This window comes from Arthrobacter sp. EPSL27, from assembly GCF_001512305.1.
Taxonomy (GTDB): domain Bacteria; phylum Actinomycetota; class Actinomycetes; order Actinomycetales; family Micrococcaceae; genus Arthrobacter.
On the sequence record NZ_LNUT01000005.1, the window covers coordinates 1,244,598 to 1,267,991 of the forward strand.

Below are 23,394 nucleotides of genomic sequence, written 5' to 3' on the forward strand. Positions count from 1 at the left end.
AAACGAGCATCGCATGACTCCGGCTCCTGCCACGCGTTCCCTTCCGTACCCGCTGGGCGTCACGCTGCGCGAAGGCGGCGCCAACGTCGCCATCTACTCGCAGACCGCCGACGCGGTTGAATTCTGCGCCTTCGACGGCGAGGGCAACGAGACCCGCACGTCACTCCCGGAGCGCACCGGGCACGTCTTCCACGGTGTGGTGCCCGGCGTCGAAGTCGGCACCCGCTACGGGATCCGGGTCGACGGCGCCTGGGACCCCGAATCCGGGCTCCGCCACAATGTGAACAAGCTGCTGCTGGACCCGCACGCCACTGCCGTGGAGGGCGGCTATGACTGGGGCCAGGCCGTGTTTTCGCATGACCTGAATGACCCCGCCGCGTTCGACGCCACGGACTCGGCCCCCGCGACGCCCCGCTGCGTGGTCACGGACCCGTCCTTCGACTGGGACGCCGGCTCCCCCGACGTCGCGCCCCGCACCCCGCTGGCGGAAACCGTGGTCTACGAGGTCCACGTCAAGGGCTTCACCGAGCAGCACCCGGACGTCCCCGAGGACATCCGCGGCACCTACGCCGGCATGGCTCACCCGGCCGCCATCAAGCACCTCACGGATCTTGGCGTGACCGCCGTCGAACTTCTTCCGGTGCAGCAGTTCGTCCAGGACAGCCACCTGGAGGAGAAGGGCCTGCGCAACTACTGGGGGTACAACAGCATCGGCTTCTTCGCCCCGCACGGCGACTACAGCTCCGCGGGCGACGGCGGCGGCCAGGTCGCCGAGTTCAAGGCCATGGTCAAGGCGCTGCACGCGGCCGGGCTTGAGGTCATCCTCGACGTCGTCTACAACCACACGGCCGAGGGCAACCACATGGGCCCCACCCTGTCATTCAAGGGCATCGACAACGCCGCCTACTACCGGCTGGTGGAAGGCGAGGAGTCGGCGTACTTCGACACGACGGGCACGGGCAACAGCCTCAACGTTGGCCACCCGGCCGCCCTCGGACTGATCATGGACTCGCTGCGGTACTGGGTGACGGAAATGCACGTCGACGGCTTCCGCTTCGACCTGGCCACCACCCTGACCAGGCAGGACGGCGACGCCGAGCTGCACAGCGCCTTCCTCACCCTCATCCAGCAGGACCCGGTACTGGCGCCGGTCAAGATGATCGCGGAGCCCTGGGACACCGCCGGCTACCAGGTGGGCGGATTCCCGGCCGACTGGTCCGAATGGAACGGCAAGTTCCGCGACGACGCCCGCGATTTCTGGCACGGCGGCGAGAACGTCCTGGGCGACTTCGCCCAGCGCTTCCTCGGCAGCCCGGACGTCTACGAGGGCAGCCGCCGCGCGCCCGTCTCCAGCGTCAACTTCATCACCGCCCATGACGGCTTCACCCTGGCGGACCTGACGGCCTACGACGAGAAGCACAACGAGGCCAACGGCGAGGACAACAACGACGGCGAAAGCGACAACCGTTCGGCCAACCACGGCATCGAGGGCCCCACCGATGACCCCGGCGTCAACGAACTCCGCGACCGCCAGCGCCGGAACTTCCTCACCACCTTGTTGCTGTCCGCCGGCGTGCCCATGATCCTCGGCGGCGACGAGATGGGCCGCAGCCAGGGCGGCAACAACAACGCCTACTGCCAGGACGACGAGATCTCCTGGTTCGACTGGAACAAGACCGACGGCGGGCTGCTGGACTTCACGAAGGACCTGATCGCGCTCCGGCGGGACAACCCGGCGCTGCGCCCGGACTGGTTCCGCCACGCCCCGGAGGCCGGCAGCGCCGACACCGTCGGGGTCCTCCGGGCGGACGCTGAAGGGTTCACCGAGGAGGACTGGGCGGCGGACCACCGCGCCATCACGTTCGTGCTTGAGCACGACGGCGCCGATGCCTTCGCCGTGCTGTTCAACGCAGCGGAGAACGGCGTGGAGTTCACCGTTCCGGGGGCGCCGCAGCAGGACTGGGAGCTGGCCCTGTCCACCGATCCGGAGCAGCAGGTGGCCGCTGAGTCGGACACGCTGATTGTCCGCGACCGCTCGGTCACCGTGCTGCGGTCCCGGGCCTGACACCACCTCCGGGGCGCGGCGGCGGTGCCGCGCCCCGGAACCCGGCCAGGCTCCGGCGGCCACGCCCGCGATGCGCGCCCTGCCCGCCAAGCGGGCCACACTTTCGTAGACTCGTGTGAGATTCGGCGCGCCTCTACCGAGACGTGCCCGCCACAGGAAGAGCCATCAATGAAGATTGTTGTCCTAGTCAAGGAAGTCCCGGACACCTACGGGGACCGGAAACTGAACCTCGAAACCGGCCTCGCAGACCGCGCAGCCAGCGACGCGGTCATCGATGAGATCGGCGAACGGGCCCTGGAACTGGCCCTGACCTATGCCGACGCGCACGAGGGCACCGACGTCGCCGTTCTTTCGGTCGCGCCCGAGGGTGCGACGGCCACCATCCGCAAGGCGCTGGCGATGGGCGCGGGAAGCGCCACCCACATCTCTGACGAGGCACTCCGGGGCGCCGATCTGGGGCTGACCGCCGACACGCTCGCCGCAGCAGTCCGCCGCATGGGGTTCGACCTGGTGATCACCGGCAACGTCTCCACCGATGGATCCGGCGGCATGATTCCCGCGATGCTCGCGGAACTGCTGGACGTGCCGCACGCCACGGGCCTCAGCGCCGTGGACATCAGCGACGGCGCAGTGTCCGGCACCAGGGCCGTCGAATCCGGCGTGCAGCAGGTGTCCGCGGACCTGCCCGCCGTCATCTCCATCACCGAAGCGCTCCCCGGGCCCCGCTTCCCCAACTTCAAAGGCATCATGGCCGCCAAGAAGAAGCCGCTCGAGGTGCTCACCCTGGCGAACCTCGGGATCACTGCCGACGATCCGGACGCTGCGCGTTCCATCATGCTGACCATCGCCGAGAAGCCTCCGCGGGCCGCGGGCATCAAGATCCTCGACGAGGGTGACGCCGGCGAGAAACTCGCCGACTTCCTCATCGAAAACCGACTGGCGTAAGGAACACCGATCATGACTGACTATCCTCGTGACGCAATCCTCGTCGTCGTCGAAGCCCAGGGGTCCGGCGAACTTGAGAAGGCTGCTGCCGGCCTCTTCGGCGCTGCCGCCGCAGCCGGCACGCCGGTGGCCCTGGTCCTGGCTGCGCCCGGCGCAGGGAGTGCCGCCGCCGCGGAGGCCGCGGCCCTGGGTGCCGCGCGCGTCCTGATCGCTGAAACCTCGGATCCGTCCGTGCTGGGAGTGCCGGGCGTGGACGCACTGTCCGCCGCGGCGGAGCAGGTGCGGCCGGACGCAATCCTGCTGTCGCATTCGCTGAACGGCCGCGACCTCGCCGGCCGGTACGCGGCCCGGGCACGCGCAGCGGTATGCGTGGACGCGGTGGGCGTCTCCCGCGATGAAGAGGGCGTGGTTGCGCACCACTCCGTCTACGGCGGCGCGTACAACGTGACCGCAACGGCCACCTTCGGGGCGCCGGTCATCACAATCCGCCAGGGCTCCATCGAGGCGCGCGCCACGGCCCAGCCGGAGGCATCCGAGACCCTGGCCGTGACGCCCTCCGGGAAACCGGCGGCCCGGATCGACTCGTTCGAGGAAGTGGTGGCGGCCTCCTCGCGGCCGGAGCTGCGCGGTGCCGCCAAGGTGGTCGCGGGCGGCCGCGGCCTGGGCTCGGAGGAGCAGTTTGCCCTCGTGGGCCAGCTCGCCGACACCCTCGGGGCGGCCGTGGGAGCCTCGCGCGCCGCGGTGGACGCCGGCTACATCCCGTCGGCGCACCAGGTGGGCCAGACCGGGGTATCCGTGTCCTCCCAGCTGTATGTCGCGCTCGGCATTTCCGGTGCGATCCAGCACCGGGCCGGCATGCAGACCTCGAAGACCATCGTCGCCATCAACAAGGACGGGGACGCACCCATCTTCGAGATCGCCGACTTCGGTGTGGTGGGCGACGTGTTCAAAGTGGTCCCCCAGCTGATCAGCGCCCTTGAGGCCCGGAAGAAGTAAGGATGGCTACTCTGTCTCGGGCCATCCGGCGGGGCCTGCCGCGCGTCCCGGGCGGCGAGCCCTGGCCGCCCGCGGGTGAGGCCCCCGCACACCTCGTTCCGGAAACAGCAGGACCGGCCACCCCGACGGCGCCTCTTGCCAAGGAAGGGCCGGTCACCGCCGCGCCGCGACAGCTCCGCCGCGGCCTGCCGCGCGTCCCCGGCGGCGAGCCGTGGCCGCCCGCGGGCGCGGCCCCGGTATCGGCAGCACCCCTGTCCGGAGCTTCCGCTGTTGCGGCAGCGCCCGCGCCAGCAGCCGCCGCACCACCGGCGCCGAGCGCAACTCCCGCCGAAACTCCGGAAGCAACGGCAGCGATGGCGCCTGCAGTTGCACCCTCTGCCGCGCCCGCCATCTCGACGGCGACGGCGGGAACGACTCCGCTGCGCCGCGGGCTTCCCCGCGTCCCCGGCGGCGAACCATGGCCGCCCGCCGGGCTCGCCCCAGCGGCAGCTTTTGCTCCGGCCGCCGCTGCCGTCCCGGCGGCTCCCGAAGCGACTGCCCCGGCCGCCACCCCGGCGGAGGCTGTTCCCAAGGAGGAGGCTGTTCCCGAGGCGGAGCCGGCCGCCGCGAGCGCGCCCGCAGCATCACCCGCGCCGGCAGCAACCATCACCCCGGCACCTGCGGAGCAGCCGGCCGCCCCCGCGCCTGCGAAGGAGCCGGCCGCCCCGGCACCGCCGGCAGCACCCGCCGCCCGGCCCGCCGCCGTCGTACCGCCCGCAAAACCCAAAGCGGAACCCAGGCTCTACGGCAACCGAACCCTGGGCCAGTGGATCAAGCGCGTGGTGCTCCTCGCACTCGGCGCCGTGGCCGCCGCAGCGATCCTGGTCCTTGCCGCGCGCGGCGTGACCACACTGCCGGGTGTGCCGGAGTTCCTTGAGCGGTACCCTGGCGAATACCACCTCCCCGAGACCGCGGAGCCGGGCTTCCCGTGGTGGGCACAGTGGACGCACTTCCTGAACTTCTTCCTGATGGTGCTGATCATCCGCTCCGGCTACCAGGTGCGCACGCAGCAGAAGCCGCCCGCGTACTGGACGCCGAAGGGCGGCGGCAAGAAGATCAGCATCACCCTGTGGCTGCACCAGTCGCTCGATGTTCTGTGGCTGGCCAACGGCCTCATTTTCGCGGTGCTGCTGTTTGCCTCCGGCCACTGGATGCGGATTGTGCCCACGAGCTGGGAGGTGTTCCCGAACGCGCTCTCCGCGCTCCTGCAGTACATGACGCTGGACTGGCCGGTGGAGAACGGCTGGGTGAACTACAACAGCCTCCAGCAGCTCATGTACTTCGTGGTGGTGTTCATCGCTGCCCCGCTGGCGGCGGTCACGGGCGCGCGCATGAGCGAGTTCTGGCCGAAGGACGCGAAGACGTTGAACCGGATCTACCCCGTGGAGGCGGCGCGGGCGCTGCACTTCCCCACCATGCTGTTCTTTGTGCTGTTCATCATCATCCACGTGTTTCTGGTGTTTGCCACCGGCGCGCTGCGCAACCTGAACCACATGTTCGCCGGCACCGACGAGGTGAATTGGGTGGGGTTCTGGCTCTTCGCCGCCGCCATCGCCGTCACCGCAGCCGCGTGGTACGCCGCCCGGCCGCTGGTGCTGGCACCCATCGCCAAGCGGTTCGGGCAGGTGAGCAGCCGTTAGGCGGCGGCCCCACCGTATAATTCCGAACATGCCATTCACGCGCCTTGACCGAGGCCACCGCGCCCAGCCGTCCGCCCTCACGCACTGCGGGAGCGACCTGTGAGCGGCGGTCTTGTAGCCCTGCTGGACGACGTCGCGGCGCTGGCCAGGATCGCCGCCGCCTCGGTGGACGACGTCGCGGCCGGAGCGGCGAAGGCGGGAGCCAAGGCCGCTGGCGTGGTCATTGACGACGCCGCCGTCACCCCGCAGTACGTCTCCGGGGCGGACCCGTCCCGCGAACTGCCGATGATCAAGAAGATCTTCTGGGGCTCGCTCCGGAACAAGCTGCTGATCATCCTGCCGGCACTGCTGCTCATCAGCGCGTTCCTCCCGGGGGCCATCCCGTTCATTCTCATGGCGGGCGGCACGTACCTCTGCTACGAGGGCGCCGAGAAGGTCTGGCACAAGCTCCGCGGCCACCACGAGGCCGAGGAGGATTCGCCGGCGGTGGACCGGGGCCCGGAGGCCGAGGCCAGGGTCACCAAGGGCGCCATCACCACCGACTTCATCCTGTCCTGCGAGATCATGGTCATCTCGATGAACGAGGTGGCAAACGAGTCCCTGTGGGTCCGGGCGTTCATCCTCGTCGCCGTGGCGATCGCCATCACTGTGCTGGTGTACGGCGCCGTTGCCCTCATCGTCAAGATGGACGACATTGGCATTCACCTCACCACCAAGGACTCCGCGGGCTCCAAGCGCTTCGGCGAAATGCTGGTCCGGGGGATGCCCAAGGTTCTGGCCGCCATCACCTTCGTCGGAACGATCGCCATGCTGTGGGTGGGCGGCCACATCATGCTGCAGGGCGCCTACGACCTCGGCTGGCACGCACCCTACGACCTGGTCCACCTCCTGGAGCACCCCGTCGCCGGGATCCCGGTGGTCGGCGGCTCGCTGGCCTGGCTTGTGAACACCCTGTGCTCGGCCGTCCTCGGGCTCGCCTGGGGCCTTGTGGTCATGGCCATCGTGCAGCCGCTGATGAAGGTGCTGCCGTTCGGCAAGAAGAAGGCCGGCCACGACGCCGGCGATGCCCGCGCCACGGTGACCGGCGATGCGCCGGAGAAACACAAAGCCGACCCCTCCCCCTAGCCCCTGCCCCCGGGGAAGGGTTCAGGCCTCGTGCCGGCTCCCTCCGGCAGGCTGGTGTCGACGGGAAAGGTCATGAACGCCGGCGTCTCGTAGGGGTGCGCTGCCAGGGCGGCGGCGACGACGGCGTTGCGCCCGGAGCGCGGGTAGATGGCCTCGATCCGGGTCTCCGGAACTTCCTCGGGGGACCCGACGGCGCCGATGGCCGGCGTCGCGCCCGCCAGCGGCGTAAACCGCCCGGTGCCCTCGGCGCTGAACGAACAGTGCGAGTAGTTGCCCAGCCGGCCCGCGCCGGCGTCGCCGATCGCCTGCCGCACGGCGGGCGCAGCGTCAGTGGGCACGTACATGATGAGGCAATCCATGGGCTCCATTGCTGAAGTCTGGCACCCGGCCTGCTGCTGCGCCATCAGCCGGAATGTGTTGGCCCGGCAAGCAGCTTTCTGATTTCGGCAAGCTTGGCCTCAGACTCTTCGAGGCTCAGGCGAAGCCCTTCAACCGTGGAGGCGCTCGTGTCCGTGGCAGAGACGGGCGGTGCGGAGTCTTTCTTCCTGGGAGACAGGAAGAAGTTGGCCAGGTAGCCGGTGAAGGTGCCGAAGATCCCGACACCGACGACGATGACGGCTGTCCCGACCAGACGGCCAGCTTCGGTGACCGGGTATTGGTCCCCGTATCCCACCGTGGAGATCGTGACGACCGTGTACCAAATGGCGTCCGAGGCGGTGGTGATGTTCGCTCCCGGAGCGTTCTGCTCGACGCGGAGGATGATGAGGCTTCCGAATTCCAGCACGAAAATTCCCATGAGCAGCAGCACATACAGGGAGCTACCGGCCCGGTCTCTGATGAGCGCACGGCGGACGCTGCGGGTACCGACACCGCGGAGCAGCCGGTAGACCCGGACCATCCGGAAGAGGCGCAGGATCTTGAACTGCGCCAAAGGCACGCTGGCCACCAGGTCGGCCCAGCCAAAGTGCCTGAAGAAATATGCGCCCGCCGAGGGCGCGGTGATGATCCGGTAGAGGAAGTCGGCAACGAATATCACGCTGAAAATGCCATTCATCACCGTGAGCACCGTATCGAGCGACCTGTCCTGCACAACATACAAGAGCACGAGATTTACGATCGACAGGATCGAAAGGATGCCGATGAAGATCTCGTAACCGATGCTCTTCAGTTCACTGCGTTCCTTATTCATGTGAGGATTCTGGCACGCAGGCAGCTCCGTAGCCGACACCTTTTTCGACCACCCCGGCTCGGTCAGCCGGTGGTTTAGTGCCGTTCGACAGCCGTGGCCCCGCTGGCGGCCCAGCTCGCCAGGAGGCGGAGCCGCTCCGCCGAGGGCGAGCCGGGCTCGGCGGTGTAGACCAGCATCACCAGGCCGGGCTCCGCGGTGATGGCGAGTTCCTCGTAGGCCAGCGTGAGTTCGCCGGCCACGGGGTGGTTGAAACGTTTGGTTCCGGTGCCGTGGGTGCGCACATTGTGCGCTCCCCACAGGGCGCGGAATGTCTCGCTGCGTGTCGAGAGCTCTCCGACCAGGTCCTGCATGGTGCGGTCGTGCGGGTCCCGGCCCGCTTCGGCGCGCATGACGCCGACGCACATCTCGCCGAACAGCTCCCAGTCGGGGTAGAAGTCGCGGGAGGCCGGGTCCAGGAACTGGAACCGGGCCAGGTTGGGGGTGCGGCCGCCGTCGCCGATCACCGGCGAGTAGAAGGCTCGGCCCAGGGCGTTTGTCGCGAGGACGTTCTGGTACGGGTCGCGGACGAAGGCGACGCCCTCGGTGAAAGCGTCCAGCGCCCAGTGCAGGCTGGGCCGCGCCGCTCCGGACTGGGCGGTGGCGCGCCGGCGCGGCCGGCCGGAGGTGGGGATGCCGTCGGCTGTGCGGGCAAGGTCGAAGAGGTGCGCCCGTTCGGTGTCGTCGAGCCGGAGGGCGCGGGCGAGGGATTCGAGCACGGACGCGGACGCCCCGGCGATGGCGCCGCGCTCCAGCTTGGCGTAATACTCCACGCTGACGTCGGCCAGCAGCGCGACTTCGCTGCGCCGCAGCCCCGCCACCCGACGGTTCGGGCCCGCCGCGAGGCCCGCTTCCTCCGGCGTGAGCCGTGCACGGCGGGACATCAGGAACTCACGCACTTCAGCCCGGTTATCCATCGTTCAAGGGTAGACCGCCGCGCGGGATCAAAGGGTCCCCTCCCGGTATACCCCTGAAGGGAGGCTCGCTGGCGCCGCCGAGGCGGGGAGGGATCCTGCCCGTCCCTAAGGCAGGCCGGACCGGAGAAGCCGGCCCCGCCGGTTGTGCTACATTTCGGCGCATGATCTCGCACCCGACACGCCACGCCGCCGACGGGCCCGCTGCCGCCGCTATCGGGCTGCTGGCCGAACAGGGCTATGACGCAACGTCGGTTGACGACCTCGCAGATGCCGCGGGCATGAGCCGCAGCACCTTCTTCCGGAAGTTCGGGTCCAAGGAGGACGTGGTTTTCGCGGACCACGAGCGGATCCTGCGGCAGGTGACCGACCGCCTGGCGGAAACGATGCTGGAGCCGCCCGCAGCGATCGAGGACGCCGCGCTGCTGGTGTTCAACCACCACCTGCGGAACCCGGAAACATCCCGCGCCCGCTACGAGCTGATGCAGGCTGTGCCGGCGCTCCGGGACCGGGAGCTGGTCACCTCCCACCGGTACGAGCGGGCGTTTGTGCTGCACCTGCTGGATCGACTGCCCGACGCCGGGACGCGGGAATACACGGCCGTCGCCTTCGCCGCCGCCGCGGTTGCCGTGCACAACGCGCTCCTCCGGCGGTGGCTGCGCACGGCACCCGCCCAGCTCGCAGAGACGGCGGACCGGGACACGTCAGCCGAGCTCGCGAACGAACTCCGCGCCCTCTCTGGGATCTTCCGGCCGGCACTGCTCGGCACCGGCCCCTCGGCGCCCGCCTCCCCGGCCGTGGTGGTGACGGTCCTGGCCGGCGGCGCCGACAAGGACGCCATCCTGCGCGCGGTCGGCGACGCCCTGGACTGACACCAACCATTTGAAACTGAGTTTCTTGACGTGAAACGCAGTTTCAGTGCATCCTTGATCGATGTGGCGTGAGCCACAGCACGCGGACGAACCGGTCCCGGCGCCGAGACAGAGGACAGAACATGACGACGACGTCGCCCGCTACCGGGGTCACCGCTGACGGAGCAGCAGGCCACTTTCCCGCCGGCACCGTGGAACCCGCCTACGTCCTGACCGATGCCCTGGGCACGGACCCCGCCGCCGTGTTCGCCGGCATCGACGACGACGACCGCGCCTACTGGGACCGGGCCCGCGGCTTTGTGCAGGATGAAGTCCTTCCGGTCATCAACGGCTACTGGGAGCGCGGCGACTACCCGGTCCACCTGCTCCGGCGCCTCGGCGAGCTGGATTTGCTGCGGGACGGTGTCGCCGTCGACGGTTTCCCCCCGATGAGCCGAATGGCTGCCGGCCTGGTGAACATGGAAATCAGCCGCGGCGACGGCTCAGTGGCAACCATGATCGCCGTCCAGGGCGGCCTGGCCCTGCGCTCCATCGCGGAGTGCGGATCTGCCGGGCAGAAGGAGCGCTGGCTCCCGGCGGTCGCCGCCGGCAAGGAATTCGCCGCCTTCGCACTGACGGAGCCCACCCATGGCTCGGACGCGGTGGCGCTGGAATCCACCGCCACCGGCACAGCCGGCGGCTTCCTGCTCAACGGAGAAAAGAAGTGGATCGGCAACGGCTCTGTCGGCGGGGTAAGCGTGGTGTGGGCCAGGGGCGAGGACGGCCAGGTTCACGGCTACCTGGTCCCGCAGGACTCACCCGGCTACTCGGCCACCAAAATAGAGGGAAAGCTGGCCCTGCGGGCCATCTGGCAGGCCCACATCCGGCTGGAGAACGTTTTCGTCCCGCAGGAGAACGTCCTGCCGGGGGCCAGGACCTTCAAGGACACCGCACGGGTGCTGCTGGCCACCCGGCTGGGAGTGGCCTGGTCCGCCGTCGGGCATGCCACCGCCTGCTACGAAACCGCGGTCCAGTATGCCAAGCAGCGGGTCCAGTTCGGCCGGCCGCTGGCTGCCTCCCAGATCGTGCAGGAGCGGCTGGCCCGGATGCTCAGCGAGCTGGCAACCATGCAGCTGATGGTGGTCCAGATGACCCGCCTGGACGAAGCAGGCGCTCTCACTCCCGAACAGGCCTCGCTCGCGAAGTACACCTGTACCCGCATTGCCCGCGGCATTGCCTCCAATGCCCGTGACCTCCTCGGCGGCAACGGCATCCTGCTGGAAAACCGCGTCGCCCGGCACCTGGCCGACATCGAGGCCATCCACACCTACGAAGGCACCGAGACCATGCAGGCGCTCATTATCGGGCGCGGCATCACCGGCATCTCCGCCTTCGCGTGATCCACCCCGTCCCCCCGCCGGCCACCCCGAAAGGACCTCTCTTGAACCAGAACGCCAACGTCCCCGTCATCCTCAGCGGCGCCCGGACCCCCTTCGGCCGCTTCCGTGGCGGCCTCACGCCCTTCTCCTCCAGCGAACTCGGCGCGCACGCCATCCGCTCAGCGCTGGAGCGGGCCGGCGTCGCCCCGCAACAGATCGACGCGGTCATTGTCGGGCAGGTCATCCAGGCCGGCGCCGGGCAGGGCCCGGCACGGCAGGCAAGCCTGGCCGCGGGCATCGGCTGGGACGTGCCCACCGTGACCATCAACAAGCTCTGCCTCTCCGGGCTCACCGCCGTGATTGACGCTGCCCGGATGATCCGCGCGGGGGAAGCGGACTTCATCGTTGCGGCCGGCCAGGAATCGATGACCAACGCCCCGCACCTGGTCCCCGGGCTCCGCGCCGGCGTCGTCATCGGGGAGGCTCCGATGCTCGACTCGCTGAACCACGACGGGCTGCAGGATCCGGTCAGCGGCAAATTGATGGGCGAAGCCACCGACGCCGGGAACGCCGAGCGCGGCATCACCCGCGAAGCGCAGGACGCCGTGGCCGCCCGCTCCCACCAGCGGGCCGAAGCGGCCCGCGCCGCCGGGGTCTACGCCGAGGAAATCGCCCCGATCGAGGTGCCGCAACGCAAGGGGCCCGCACTGGCCCTTGAACACGACGAAGGTATCCGGCCGGACACCACGGCCGAATCCCTGGCGCAGCTCCGTCCCGCGTTCTCCAAAGCGGACACGGCCACCATCACCGCAGGGTCCTCCTCCCCGCTCTCTGACGGCGCCGCCGCCCTGGTGATCGCCAGCAAAGCAGCCGCCGAGGCGGCAGGGCTCGAGTGGATTGCCGAAATCGGCGCCCACGGCCAGACAGCGGGACCGGACGGATCCCTGCATTCCCAGCCGGCCCGCGCCATTGAACTCGCCCTCAAACGTGAAGGCCTCTCCGCGAAGGAACTCGACCTCGTCGAGATCAACGAAGCCTTCGCGTCCGTGCTCCTCCAGTCCGCCCAGGACCTGGGCCTCGACCCGGAGGACATCAACGCCGAGGGCGGCGCCATCGCCCTCGGCCATCCGGTCGGGGCCTCGGGCGCCCGCCTGGTGCTGCATCAGGCGCTGGCGCTGAAGCGCCGCGGCGGGGGCACCGGCGTCGTCGCGCTCTGCGGCGGCGGCGGCCAGGGCGACGCCCTGATCCTGAAGGCATAACCATCCCTACGAAGAAGCAGGCCATGAACACCACCACCCCCGCAGAGGGCTTCGGCACCATCTCCGTCGCCGCCATCCTGGCCGAGTCCGCGCGCCGGACGCCGGACCGCACCGCCCTGATCGTCGGGGACGAGGAAACCAGTTACGCCGAGCTCTGGCGTGGGACCTGCGCCTACGCCGGGGCCCTGCGGGCACGCGGCATCGGGCCAGGGGACGCCGTCGCCGTGCTGATCCCCAACGTTCCGGACTTCGCCCGGGTCTACTACGCCATCCTGTCGCTGGGCGCCATCGTGGTGCCGGTGCACGCCCTGCTCAAGGCACGAGAGATCGACTACGTGCTCCGGGACAGCGGCGCCGGGATGCTGATCTGCGCCGCGCCGCTCCTGACGGAAGGCGCCGCCGGCGCCGCCAGTGCCGGCGTCGAACTCCTGACCGTGATGGCACCGGACGACGGCGGCCCGCTGCCGCGGCTGGAAGCCGAAGCCGCCGCGGCCGAGCCGATCACCACCTATGTCCCGTGCCGGCCCTCGGACACCGCCACCATCCTGTACACATCCGGAACCACCGGCAAACCCAAGGGCGCCCTCGGCACGCACTTCGCTCTGGTGGAACAGACGTCCGTGATCCTGACGTCCGTCATGGACTTCAAACCGGGCGACGTCCTCTTCGGCGGGCTCCCGCTCTTCCACACCTTCGGCCAGACAGTGGTCCTCAACGCCGGGCTGCGGGCGGGCGTCACCATCGTGCTGATGCCCCGCTTCAGCGGCGAGGGAGCCCTCCAGCTGTTGGCCAGGCACCACGTGAACGTCTTCCTCGGGGTGCCCACCATGTACGTGGCGCTGCTGGAAGCGGCCAAGACCGTGGACGTCCAGCCGGACGCCCTCCGCTACGGCATTTCCGGCGGGGCGTCCCTCCCGCTGGCCGTCATGGACAAGTTCCGGGACGTATTCGGCGTCGACATCCACGAAGGATACGGGCTGACCGAAACTTCCCCCGTCGCTGCGTTCAATCACGTCGGCACCCCGCCCCGGCCCGGCACCATCGGCACGGCCATCTGGGGTGTCGACATTGAGATCGCCCGCGCCGAAACGGCCGAAAGCGTCGAGCTGCTGCCCGCGGGCGAACTGGGCGAGCTGGTCATCCGCGGGCACCTGCTGATGAAGGGCTACCTGAACCGGCCGGAAGCCACCGCCGAGGCAATCGTCGACGGATGGTTCCGCACCGGGGACCTGGGGACGAAGGACGACGACGGGTACCTCACCATCGTTGACCGCAAAAAGGACATGATCATCCGCAACGGCTACAACGTCTACCCGCGCGAGGTGGAGGAAATCCTGCTGACCCACCCGGAGGTGGTCAGCGCCGCCGTCTACGGGATCCCGCACGAGGTCCACGGCCAGGAAGTCGCGGCCGCGATCGTGCTGGATGCGGGAGCCTCCGCCACCGAGGCCGGGCTGATCGAGTTCGCCAGCTCACAGCTCGCCGCGTACAAGTATCCGCGCGTCATCCGGCTGCTCGAGGAGCTCCCCCTCGGGCCGAGCGGAAAGATCCTCAAGCGGAGCCTGGCCACGGGCTGACAACCCCCTGGGAAGGTGGGGGCGGGCGCCCGCGGATCGTTGCGCCAGCCCTCAGCGATGCCCGGCACCGTCAGATGCCGGGTTCCTCTTCCTCCGCCAGCCGGATCATGCGCAGCTCGTCCTCCACCGCACGGGCAGGCCAGTAGTCCTTCGCCAGCTCGCTGGCCCGGACCTTGTCCGCCTGCGGTACCAGCCTGCCGAGCAGCCCGGCTGCCTGGAGCAGGGCGATCAGCGCGGTGGTCCTGGCATCCGGGGCCTCCGCAGCCGGCGCCCCGGCCGCAGCCTCGGCAGGGGGAACCGCCCCGGCGTCGGGTGTTGTGGCGTCCGGCGCACCGGCGGCGGCCGCCGTGGCGTCGGCTGCCGCAGGTTCCGACGGCGCAGGTTTCGAGGGCGCCGGGTTCGAAAGTGTTGGGCCCAGTGCCGCTTCAATCTTCTGCAGCAGCGCCGCCTCCGGGGCGTGGTCCTTCTCCGGGTAGCGCACGCTCCGGAACACGCCCAGGTGCTTCTCGCCGACGTGTTCCACGATGCCCCGCGCCGCCATCCCCTCGTAGACCCGCTGCATCTCAGCGCGGCCCTCCAGCATGGAGACCCACCGCTTGGGCGTGTGCGGCCGGGATTTCCCGCGGATAAGCTCCAGCTCGTGCTGCAGCTCGGTCTGCGGCTCCTCGCCGGTGGCCCTGACGTGCTTCCCCTGCAGCCCGATGGCGCCGATCAGCTCCAGCTCGGCCAGGATCGCGCCGGCCAGAGTGGTCCGGAGGGCGAACATGGGCACCTCAGGGGTGCCGTCGTCGTCGTTCGTGGCAAGAAGGAGGAAAGCCTGGGGAAGGTTCAGCTCCGCCGTCGTCGGCGTTTCAGTGTCCATACGAACATCGTGGCGCAGCCGGGCAGCCACCACAATGGAAAACAGGCGGAGGATACGCAATAAAGATCATCATGCTTACTATTGAGGCTCCGGAGGCCGTCCATGCGCGGACTGCCGGGGCCGGCTATCCAAGGAGCACCGATGTCACTGAGCAAGTCATTGAGCAAGGGCACACCCGTGGAATGGAACACGCCACAGGGCACCACCCACGGCAAGATCGTGGAGAAGAAGGTCAAGGACTTCGAGCTGGACGGCAACACCCACCGCGCCAGTGAGGACGAGCCGCAGTACGTTGTGGAGTCCGACAAGACCGGCGCCCGGGCCGCGCATAAGGCCTCCGCCCTGACTGAGAAGAAGTAACTCCGTGGCCGGGCAGCACTATGAAGTCCTCATTGTCGGCGGCGGCAACGCCGGGATCTCCTTGGCTGCGCGTCTCCGCCGCTATGGGGTGAAGAATGTGGCCGTCGTGGAGCCCGGGGACACCCATTATTACCAGCCGCTGTTCTCCCACATCGCCGGCGGGAGGGCTACGGCGTCGGAAGCCGTCCGGCCCCAGAACGCCGTCATGCCGGAGGGCGTGAACTGGATCCGGGACACCGCGGCGGGCATCGACCCGGCAAACAATTCGGTGTCGCTGGCCTCGGGCGGCCAGCTGCGGTACGGCCATCTGGTGGTCTGCCCCGGCCTGCAGCTGGACTGGGACAAGATCCCGGGCCTGGAGGACGCTGTCCACTCCCCCGCCGGTGCGTCCCACTACGAGTTCGCCCTGGCGGCCAAGGCATGGGGGTTGCTCAGCGGGCTGAAGGCCGGGACAGCCGTCTTCACCATGCCCTCCGGCCCCATCAAGTGCGGCGGGGCCGCGCAGAAACCGATGTACCTTGCGTGCGACTACTGGCGGGAGCAGGGCGTCCTCCAGGACATCCGGGTGGTGATGGTGCAGCCCTACCCCACCGTATTCGGGGTGCCCGGCGTGGACGAGGAGCTGAACCGCAAGATCGCGGAGTACGGCATAGAGCTGCGGCTGAACAGTGAACTGGTGTCGGTGGATGCGCCCGCGCAGAACGCGCTGATCCGGACGGCCACAGGGGTGGCCGAGGAGCTGCACTACGACGTGCTCAATGCGGTGCCGCCGCAGTCCGCCCCGGACTGGCTCAAGGACACGGACCTGCCCGCGCCAGGCGACCCGGGCGGATTTGTGGACGTGGATCCGCAGACCCTCCGGCACGTCCGATTTCCGAACATCTGGTCCCTGGGAGATGCCGCGGCCACCACCAACTCCAAGTCCGGCGGTGCGCTGCGGAAGCAGACCAAGGTCCTGGCCAAGAACCTGGTGGCCGCCCGGGACGGAAAGCCGCTGACGCAGAAGTACGACGGGTACTCCGTGTGCCCCTTCACAGTGTCCCGCTCGTCGGTGGTTTTCGCCGAGTTCGATGACCAGTACCGGCCCCAGCCGACTATTCCGAAAGTGCCGACGTGGAAGGAGAGCCGGGCCTCATGGGTCGTGGACCGCGACATCTTCCCCAAGGTCTACTGGAACCTGATCCTCAAGGGCCGCGCCTAGGCGCCTGCTCCGGGGAGACGGCACGGCCCAACAGGCATAAGCTAAGCGGACTACGCCTCTTCCAGCACCGGGGAGCCTTTCATGGACACTGAAACCGCCGACGTCGTCGACCATGACGTCACCACCATCACCTGCGTGTGCGGCAACACCGTCAGCAAAGACGGTCTGATCCAGTGCAACTCAGAGGGCATCCCTGTGCACAACGGAGAGGACACCCCCGTCCCGGCCGGACTGGCCCCCTGGCCGGCCGATGAGGACCTGCATACCCTGTGCCCCGCGTGCGGCCGCGTGTACCGGGACGCGGTCATCGAGGAAACAGGGACCGCGCCGGTCGCGTTCCGGGTGGACGTCGCCGAGGCCCGGATCGCCGAGGCCATCCGCGTTCATTGGAGCCTCAGCACGTAGGGCCCGGGCACTGACGGGACGGCCTGCAGTCATTACACTGGGACGCATGACCGAGCAGGAACCGGGCCGGTCCGGGACCGCCGTCGACACCTCGCGGCGCAGTCCGGAACAGCGGTCCCGCACTTTCGCCGGGATTCTGGTGAACACGGCCCTTGCCAACATCACCACCAGCTACCTCTGGTTCGCGCTGACCTTCTGGGTCTATCTGGAGACGCGGAACGTGATCGCTACCGGGGTGGTGGGCGGTGTCTACATGCTCCTGATCGCGCTGTCCAGCATCAGCTTCGGCACCTTTGTGGACCGCTACCGCAAGCTGGCGGTGATGCGCTTCGCTGCCGCCTTTACCCTGATGATGTTCGTGCTGTCCGGGGTTATGTTCCTTCTGACGCCGTCTGCACTGCTGCTGGACCTTGCCCGGCCCTGGTTCTGGATCTTCACCCTGATCATCCTGGTTGGCGCGGTGGTGGAAAACATGCGCAACATTGCCCTTTCCACCACGGTCACCATCCTTATCGAACCGGACCGGCGGGCCAACGCCAACGGGCTGGTGGGAATGGTGCAGGGCCTGATGTTTATTGTCACCTCGCTGCTCTCGGGGCTCTCGGTCGGGGTGCTCGGCATGGGCTGGACGATCGCGGTGGCCCTGGCGCTCACGGCGCTGGCCTTCGCGCACCTGCTGACGCTGCGCATGCCCGAGGAGGTGCGCGCGGCAGCGACGGACGCGCACGGCGGCTTCGACCTGCGCGGTTCGATCGCCGCGGTGCTGGCCATTTCCGGGCTGTTCGCGCTGATCCTGTTCTCCACGTTCAACAACTTCATCGGCGGCGTCTACATGGCGCTGATGGACCCCTACGGCCTGGAAATGTTCCCCGTGGAACTGTGGGGAGCGTACTTCGCCCTGGGCGCCACCGGATTCATCGTGGGAGGTGCATTGATCGGCAAGTTCGGGCTCGGCTCCAATCCGCTGCGCACCATGCTCATCGCGGTAATCCTGATGGGCGCCCTGGGTGCGGTGTTCACGCTGCGCGAGTGGGCATGGCTGTACATCGCCGGGATCTGGCTCTACCTGGTCCTGGTGCCTTTTGTCGAGGCCGCCGAGCAGACGGTCATCCAGCAGGTGGTGCCCCTGAACCGGCAGGGCCGCGTGTTCGGATTCGCCATGGCCTTCGAGTCGGCGGCGGCGCCGGTCACCGCGTTCCTCATCGCGCCGATCGCCCAGTTCTGGATCATCCCGTACGCCCGGTCTCCAGAGGGCGCCTCCCAACTGGCCCCGCTACTGGGCGAGGGCACCTCCCGCGGCATCGCCTTGGTATTCCTGGCCGCCGGGATCATCATGTTCGCCGCCGCCCTGCTGGCCTTCCTGACCCCGGTCTACCGCCGCGTCTCGGCGACGTACGCGCGGACAACTGCCGAGGATCCGGGGAAGGCGCCCGCGGCCTGAGCCGGAACGGGTGGGCCCTCAGCCGGCGCCCGCGGTTTCAACCAGGTCAGCTTCATCGAGTCTCCGAGTGCAGCCTCTCCGCCTCCTGCCAGAACTGGTCCACGCGCGCATTCCACTCGTCCGGGACCTCCTGGAAGGGCTGGTGGGATTCCTCCGGCATCACCTCGAACTGTGCACCCGGGATGCGGCGCGCCACGTCCTCGCCGAGTTCCGGCCGGCTCATCGGGTCCACCCCGCCGGCCAGGACAAGGGTGGGCGCGGTGATCTGGCCCAGTCGGCTTGCCGTCGAGTGGACCATGAACGCGTCCAGGAACCTCAGAAAATCCCCGGTGGACTGCTGATACGGGAAGGCAAGAGCGCCCTCGATGATCTGGCCCACCATTCCGTTGTTGTGTGCCCGCGGGGTGTAGACGAGCAGGAAAAAGAACTCCAGGAATGCGCGCTCGTCCGGTGCCAGCTCGGCCTGCCAGTGGATGGACCGGGCCAGCGTCTTCAGGTACTGGTCCATCGCGGACCACGTGCTCTGCAGCACCAGGCTCCGCACCAGCTCCGGGTGCCGGAGCGCGAGTTCCTGCGCGATGATGCTGCCGCCGGAGAACCCCGCAACGTGTGCCGAGGAGATATCGAGTCCGCGCAGCACCCCGGCCGCGTCGTCCGCCATCGCTTCGACGGTGGGCTGGCCTTCCGGCATGGCCGTGCGCCCGGCACCCCGGTTATCAAACGCCGTCATCCGGTAGCGCTCCGCCAGCCCGTCCAGCTGGAACTGCCAGGACTCCACGGTGTCCCCCAGCCCGCCGATCAACAGCACATCCGGCCCCTCGCCGGCCTGTTCCGTCCAGATTTCCAGTTCGCCGGCTTTTACATGCCGCCCCATGTCGACCCTCCTGTCTCGTTGGCCGCCGGCTGAACGGTCCCGCAACGCCGGCGGCGGACCGCGACCGGCAACCCCGCCGGGCAGCCCACTCGCAATCTACTCGCCTGGGTGCGGGGTGCCTAGGGCGGGCTGAAAGGACCGGCGGCCCAGCGGTGGGGACAAGCACCGGCAGTGTCCGCGGACCATTGTCCGGTGCCGCGGGCGAATCTATACTTTGGTCACCGCGAACCGTTCCAGTGCCCTGCCGGCTGGAAGTATCACCCTGCAGCGCCGACTCCGGCGAGATCAATTCCACTATTGGACCCCCAGTATCCAACCAGGGGCGCGAACCCCGTGGCACGGAAGCAGCAGATCAATGAGCACCATGCACCAGGAAGATCAGGGCAGCGACGTCGGCCGCGCCCTTGAAGAGTTGCGCGGGCGCCTGGCAGGGGCGGTGATCGAACCCGACGACCCGGCGTACGACGCGGCCCGGACCGTATGGAACGGCATGATCGATCTGCGCCCTCGGGCCGTCATCCGGGCCGGCGCCGTAGGGGACATCGATCCGGTCCTGCACACCGCCCGGCACACCGGCCTGCCGCTCGCCGTCCGCGGTGGCGGGCACAACATTGCCGGCCACGGCACGGTCGACGGCGGCCTCGTGCTGGACCTGGGCCAGCTGCGCGGCGTGGAGGTCGACGTCGAGCAGCGGCTCGTCACGGTCGGGCCCGGGGCCACCCTGGCCGACGTCGACCGGGCCACCGCCGCGCACGGCCTCGCCGTGCCGCTGGGCGTGATCAGTGCCACCGGCGTCGCGGGACTGACCCTCGGCGGAGGGGTGGGCTGGCTGACCCGGTCCAACGGGCTGAGCCTGGACAACCTTGCCTCCGCCGACGTCGTCACCGCCACCGGAGAGCACCTGCACGCCAGCGAACAGGAGAACCCCGAGCTTTTCTGGGGGCTGCGCGGCGGGGGTGGGAACTTCGGGGTGGTGTCGTCCTTCACGTTCCGCGCCCGGCCGCTGCCGGCAGCCGTGCTGGGCGGGAACTTCTTTTACCGCCCGCCCCGCTGGAAGAGTGCGCTGGGCGCGTTCGGCCGGTGGACGCAGGACCTGCCCGAGGAGATGAACCCGATCAGCTCCTTCCTGGTGCTCCCGCCCGAGTTCGGGATGGGGGACGAACCGTGGATGATCATCGGCTTCGCCTGGGCTTCGGAGGGCCACCAGCCCGGGCTTGAGCTGATCGGGCAGCTTCGCACCGCCGCGCCCCCGGACGAGGAGGAAGTCGCGCCCGCCGCCTGGCCGGAGTGGCAGTCCGCCATGGACAGCCTGTTTCCCAAAGGCTCGCGGGGGTACTGGAAGAACCTGTCGTTCTCCCGGCTGGACGACGCCGCCGTCGACGTCCTGGTCGGATTCGCCTCTGAGGTGACCTGGATGGGGACCGGGATCGACGTCCACCACATGGAAGGGGCCTTCGGGCGGGTACCGGAGCGGGCCACAGCGTTTCCCAACCGCTCGGCCAAGTACTGGCTGAACATCTACGGCTTCTGGCAGGACCCCGCGGAGGACGAACGGCTGAGCGCCTTCGCCCGGAAAGCCCACGCCCTCATGCAGCCGTTCGGCGAGCACGGCGAATACGTCAACTTCCTCGGCGCGGAAACCGGCCAGGACGCCGTCGAGGCCGCACGCCGGGCCTACGGGCCGGAGACCTATGACCGGCTGGTGGCGCTGAAGAACCGCTTCGACCCGGACAACCTGTTCCGCCTCAACCACAACATCGTGCCCGTCTCCACCTGAGACAACTAAAGCTGGCGGTGCCGGCCACTGGGGCCTGGAATTATCGCTCCTACCGCCGCATCCGGGGCCGTGGTACCTTCAGCGAGATCAGGATGTCCCACGCGGCTCCTATCCAGCCCGGCTCCTGGCGCAACCCCAGAAAGCAGAGGCAACGATGCCAACCTTATTGATCTTTCACGAAGTCGACGATGTTGAGCACTGGCTCAGCTCACCCAAACGGGAACAAATACTGGGGCCGCTGGGCATGACGGTCCGGACGTTCGTCGACCCGGCCAAGAGCAACCGTGTGGGGCTGATAGCCGAGGTCCCCGACATGGAAACGTTCCAGCGGATGATGGAGTCCGAGGAGGCCGCCGAAGCGATGAAGTACGACGGCGTCCGTCCGGACACCGTTCTGGTCCTCGTGGAGCCCTAATCCCGTAGCGCTACTGGCTGAAGGGGACCTTCTCCCAAGACAGAACGTCCGCGCCGTCGGCGCTGTTGCCGGCGACGGTGAACCTGACGTAGTTGGTGGCATTGGCTGATCCGTCGACGGTGATGCGCTGCAGGTCGTCGGCGGCGCCCCCGCCGTAGATGTCCAGCCAGGGTGATCCCTCCGCGAGCGGCTGGTTCTCGGCGAAGACGTGGCTGTCGCCGTTGATGAGGTAAACCGGGGCATCGAAGCTGTTGGTTTCCTCGACGATGGCCTGCACGATGTCGCGGAAGCCGGACACGGTGCCCGGGTTGGCGGCCGCGGCGGCGAGCAGGGACGGGTCGAACATGTCGGCCTGGGTCATCAGGACCACGGCGCGGTTGTTGCGGCGTTTGGCGTCGGCGAAGGTGTCGCGGATCTGGGCCAGGACTGCGTCCGTCCGGTGTTCCACTTCGGCTGCCTGCTCGGGCGTGGCTGAGGTTTCGCCCAGGCCGGCCCAGGGCTGCAGCGAGTTGTTGCTGCCCTGGATGTTCAGCACGGAGAACGCCACCCGGCTCTGGGTGAAGCGGGCGTTTTCGGGCAGGCCGAGGTCCGCCTGGGTCTTGACCGGCATGGTGGCGCCCAAGGTCTTTCCGGGGTCGTCGAAGAAGACTTCCCGCAGTTTGGCGAGCCGTTCCAGCGGGTTGTAGGCGCCGTTATTGGCGCGGTGGCAGTCCACCCATTCGTTGTCGCCCGGGGTGTAGACCAGCGGGTGCTCGAGGGTGTCGAACTGTGCGCGGATGTTCTCGAAGTACTCGTCCGAGCACACCGTCGATCCGTTCTTGATGTCTCCCACGTGGGTGACGAACTTCAGTGAGCTGTCGGCGTTGATGTCCTGGACGCGGGCGGGGAACTTCGCGATTTCGGCCTCGCCGTACGGGATGTCGCCGATCACACCGAACGTGAACGCTTTGTTGCCGGCGGCACCGCCGGCGGTGCCGCCCGTGGTGCCGCCCGTGGTGTTGTCGGCGGCGGTGGCGGGCTGGGCTGCCAGGAGGCCGAGCGCCAGGACGGCTGCCGCCGTCGTCGTTTTGATGGTCTTTGAAGGCATGCCGGTATTCCTAGTCTTAGCGGGCCGGGACTTGAGGTGCACGGTTAGGCGCCGCGGGCGGTCAGGAACTGCTGCAGCGCGGCGAGGTGGTCGGTGTTGATGTGGTCCACGCCGGCGTCGAAGAGTTCTTTCCAGACGGCTTCGCGCGCGATGCCGGGCATGTCCGGGGTGGCCCAGAAGCGGACCCGGTGGCCGTTGGCGTGCGCCTCGGCCACGTAGTTGCGCAGTTTGGCGCGCTCGGCCTCCGGCATGGGGCCCGCGCCCTGCCAGGTGAAGAGCTTGGTCCAGTTGTCGCTGACCAGCGGCATCAGGCCGGCAGGCTTTCCGGAGGTGAGGTCTGCGGAGCGGCCATCGTAGAAGCTGAAGCGTTTCTCCTGTGCCTGCATGGTGGCGAGCGGGCGGTTCCCGCTGATGACCGCGGTGACCGGGCCGGTCTTGGTGGTGCCGTGGCTGTAGCGGCTCATGATGTCGCGGTGCTCGGCCAGCTCCTGCTCGATGGCGGCGTAGGTGGAATCGCCGTCGCTCTTGATGTCGATGAGCAGTTGCAGGCTGCCGTCCCATTTCGGGTAGACGCTGTGGCCTTGGCCGCGGACCAGGTCCTGGAGCGGGTCGAGGTAGAGGCTCTCGAGCGTGACGCCCGGCCGGGCATCCTCCCGGTCGTGGGCCACCAGCAGCTCGCCGTCCACCAGCCACACGTCCGCTTCCACACTGGTGAAGCCATGCTCCAGCGCATCGAACAGGGGGCGGTCATGCTCATAGTCGTTGTGCGCATGCGCCTGGGCGAGCGGCTGGCCGACGACGACGGGAGTCAGCTTGGTTGCCTCCGCCGGGGCAGAGGCTGCTGCTGTCCCGGCCAGGGAGGCCAAGACGGTGAAGGCGGCTAGCGTGCTTTTCACGAACACGGAGTACTCCTTGAGTGCAGGGGATTCTCCGCCCGGCACATGGAAGGCGCCGGGC

The 23,394-nt window shown here is 68.7% G+C and carries 22 protein-coding genes; 15 read left to right on the forward strand and 7 right to left on the reverse strand.

Translation table 11 applies throughout. From position 1 onward, the window contains the following. Positions 1–13 precede the first annotated feature (13 nt). From glgX to AR539_RS16740, 5 genes are all read left to right on the forward strand, one after another. Positions 14–2,065 (forward strand): glycogen debranching protein GlgX, encoded by a 2,052-nt coding sequence (glgX, locus tag AR539_RS16720; protein WP_066439386.1) that lies wholly within the window; start codon positions 14–16, stop codon positions 2,063–2,065. A 168-nt stretch (positions 2,066–2,233) separates the two neighbouring features. Further along, positions 2,234–3,010: an electron transfer flavoprotein subunit beta/FixA family protein gene (locus tag AR539_RS16725; RefSeq protein ID WP_066439388.1), complete on the forward strand. Its 777-nt coding sequence runs from the start codon at positions 2,234–2,236 to the stop codon at positions 3,008–3,010. Positions 3,011–3,022: 12 nt separating this feature from the next. Then, on the forward strand, positions 3,023–4,006 hold the full coding sequence (locus tag AR539_RS16730) for an electron transfer flavoprotein subunit alpha/FixB family protein (RefSeq protein ID WP_066439390.1): 984 nt from the start codon (positions 3,023–3,025) through the stop codon (positions 4,004–4,006). 2 nt (positions 4,007–4,008) lie between these two features. Then, the gene (locus AR539_RS16735; protein WP_066439393.1) at positions 4,009–5,685 is read left to right on the forward strand and encodes a cytochrome b/b6 domain-containing protein; all 1,677 of its coding nucleotides are present in this window, start codon (positions 4,009–4,011) and stop codon (positions 5,683–5,685) included. A gap of 99 nt (positions 5,686–5,784) precedes the next feature. Then, entirely contained in the window at positions 5,785–6,810 is a 1,026-nt protein-coding gene (locus AR539_RS16740; protein ID WP_066439394.1) for a DUF808 domain-containing protein, read from the forward strand. Here AR539_RS16740 and AR539_RS16745 read toward each other — a convergent pair. The 3 genes from AR539_RS16745 to AR539_RS16755 form a co-directional block, all read right to left on the reverse strand. After that, positions 6,807–7,178 (reverse strand): hypothetical protein, encoded by a 372-nt coding sequence (locus AR539_RS16745; RefSeq protein WP_066440118.1) that lies wholly within the window; start codon positions 7,176–7,178, stop codon positions 6,807–6,809. The two genes, AR539_RS16740 and AR539_RS16745, sit on opposite strands and share 4 nt — an antisense overlap. A gap of 35 nt (positions 7,179–7,213) precedes the next feature. Then, positions 7,214–7,999, reverse strand: coding sequence for an ion transporter (locus AR539_RS16750; RefSeq protein WP_066439396.1), 786 nt, complete (start codon positions 7,997–7,999; stop codon positions 7,214–7,216). Positions 8,000–8,073: 74 nt separating this feature from the next. Continuing rightward, positions 8,074–8,952, reverse strand: coding sequence for a helix-turn-helix transcriptional regulator (locus AR539_RS16755; protein ID WP_066439398.1), 879 nt, complete (start codon positions 8,950–8,952; stop codon positions 8,074–8,076). Between the two features lie 161 nt (positions 8,953–9,113). On the opposite strand from AR539_RS16755, the gene AR539_RS16760 reads away from it, so the two are divergent. The 4 genes from AR539_RS16760 (at position 9,114) to AR539_RS16775 (ending at position 14,015) form a co-directional block, all read left to right on the forward strand. Next, on the forward strand, positions 9,114–9,821 hold the full coding sequence (locus AR539_RS16760) for a TetR/AcrR family transcriptional regulator (RefSeq protein WP_066439400.1): 708 nt from the start codon (positions 9,114–9,116) through the stop codon (positions 9,819–9,821). Positions 9,822–9,943: 122 nt separating this feature from the next. Next, a complete protein-coding gene (locus AR539_RS16765) occupies positions 9,944–11,200 on the forward strand; it encodes an acyl-CoA dehydrogenase family protein (RefSeq protein ID WP_066439402.1) in 1,257 nt (418 codons plus the stop codon). A gap of 41 nt (positions 11,201–11,241) precedes the next feature. Then, a complete protein-coding gene (locus AR539_RS16770) occupies positions 11,242–12,438 on the forward strand; it encodes an acetyl-CoA C-acetyltransferase (protein WP_066439404.1) in 1,197 nt (398 codons plus the stop codon). A 23-nt stretch (positions 12,439–12,461) separates the two neighbouring features. Continuing rightward, positions 12,462–14,015, forward strand: coding sequence for a long-chain-fatty-acid--CoA ligase (locus AR539_RS16775; RefSeq protein WP_066439406.1), 1,554 nt, complete (start codon positions 12,462–12,464; stop codon positions 14,013–14,015). A 70-nt stretch (positions 14,016–14,085) separates the two neighbouring features. On the opposite strand, the gene AR539_RS16780 is transcribed toward AR539_RS16775, so the two are convergent. Then, entirely contained in the window at positions 14,086–14,877 is a 792-nt protein-coding gene (locus AR539_RS16780; RefSeq protein WP_066440123.1) for a GOLPH3/VPS74 family protein, read from the reverse strand. A 141-nt stretch (positions 14,878–15,018) separates the two neighbouring features. Between AR539_RS16780 and AR539_RS16785 the strand changes: the two genes are divergently transcribed. The 4 genes from AR539_RS16785 to AR539_RS16800 all read left to right on the forward strand — a co-directional run bounded on the left by AR539_RS16785 (position 15,019) and on the right by AR539_RS16800 (position 18,284). Continuing rightward, complete coding sequence (locus tag AR539_RS16785; protein WP_066439407.1) at positions 15,019–15,237, forward strand: DUF2945 domain-containing protein; 219 nt, start codon at positions 15,019–15,021, stop codon at positions 15,235–15,237. Between the two features lie 4 nt (positions 15,238–15,241). After that, positions 15,242–16,438, forward strand: a complete 1,197-nt coding sequence (locus AR539_RS16790) for an NAD(P)/FAD-dependent oxidoreductase (protein ID WP_066439408.1) — start codon at positions 15,242–15,244, stop codon at positions 16,436–16,438. A gap of 81 nt (positions 16,439–16,519) precedes the next feature. Beyond that, positions 16,520–16,843, forward strand: a complete 324-nt coding sequence (locus AR539_RS16795) for a hypothetical protein (RefSeq protein ID WP_066439412.1) — start codon at positions 16,520–16,522, stop codon at positions 16,841–16,843. A gap of 46 nt (positions 16,844–16,889) precedes the next feature. Next, positions 16,890–18,284 carry an MFS transporter gene (locus tag AR539_RS16800; RefSeq protein WP_066439413.1) on the forward strand — a complete coding sequence of 465 codons (1,395 nt, stop codon included), beginning with the start codon at positions 16,890–16,892 and terminating at the stop codon, positions 18,282–18,284. Positions 18,285–18,336: 52 nt separating this feature from the next. Here the strand turns inward: AR539_RS16800 and AR539_RS16805 are convergent, their stop codons facing one another. Continuing rightward, a complete protein-coding gene (locus AR539_RS16805) occupies positions 18,337–19,158 on the reverse strand; it encodes an alpha/beta fold hydrolase (RefSeq protein WP_066439415.1) in 822 nt (273 codons plus the stop codon). Positions 19,159–19,513: 355 nt separating this feature from the next. Here AR539_RS16805 and AR539_RS16810 point away from each other — a divergent pair, with 355 nt between their 5' ends. Together AR539_RS16810 and AR539_RS16815 are read left to right on the forward strand one after the other, a co-directional pair. Beyond that, positions 19,514–20,935: an FAD-binding oxidoreductase gene (locus AR539_RS16810; protein WP_066439417.1), complete on the forward strand. Its 1,422-nt coding sequence runs from the start codon at positions 19,514–19,516 to the stop codon at positions 20,933–20,935. A 154-nt stretch (positions 20,936–21,089) separates the two neighbouring features. After that, on the forward strand, positions 21,090–21,350 hold the full coding sequence (locus AR539_RS16815; RefSeq protein WP_066439419.1) for a hypothetical protein: 261 nt from the start codon (positions 21,090–21,092) through the stop codon (positions 21,348–21,350). 10 nt (positions 21,351–21,360) lie between these two features. On the opposite strand, the gene AR539_RS16820 is transcribed toward AR539_RS16815, so the two are convergent. Then, positions 21,361–22,437 carry a metallophosphoesterase gene (locus AR539_RS16820; RefSeq protein ID WP_066439421.1) on the reverse strand — a complete coding sequence of 359 codons (1,077 nt, stop codon included), beginning with the start codon at positions 22,435–22,437 and terminating at the stop codon, positions 21,361–21,363. Positions 22,438–22,481: 44 nt separating this feature from the next. After that, a complete protein-coding gene (locus tag AR539_RS16825) occupies positions 22,482–23,339 on the reverse strand; it encodes a phosphatidylinositol-specific phospholipase C/glycerophosphodiester phosphodiesterase family protein (protein WP_066439423.1) in 858 nt (285 codons plus the stop codon). Positions 23,340–23,394: the final 55 nt, after the last annotated feature.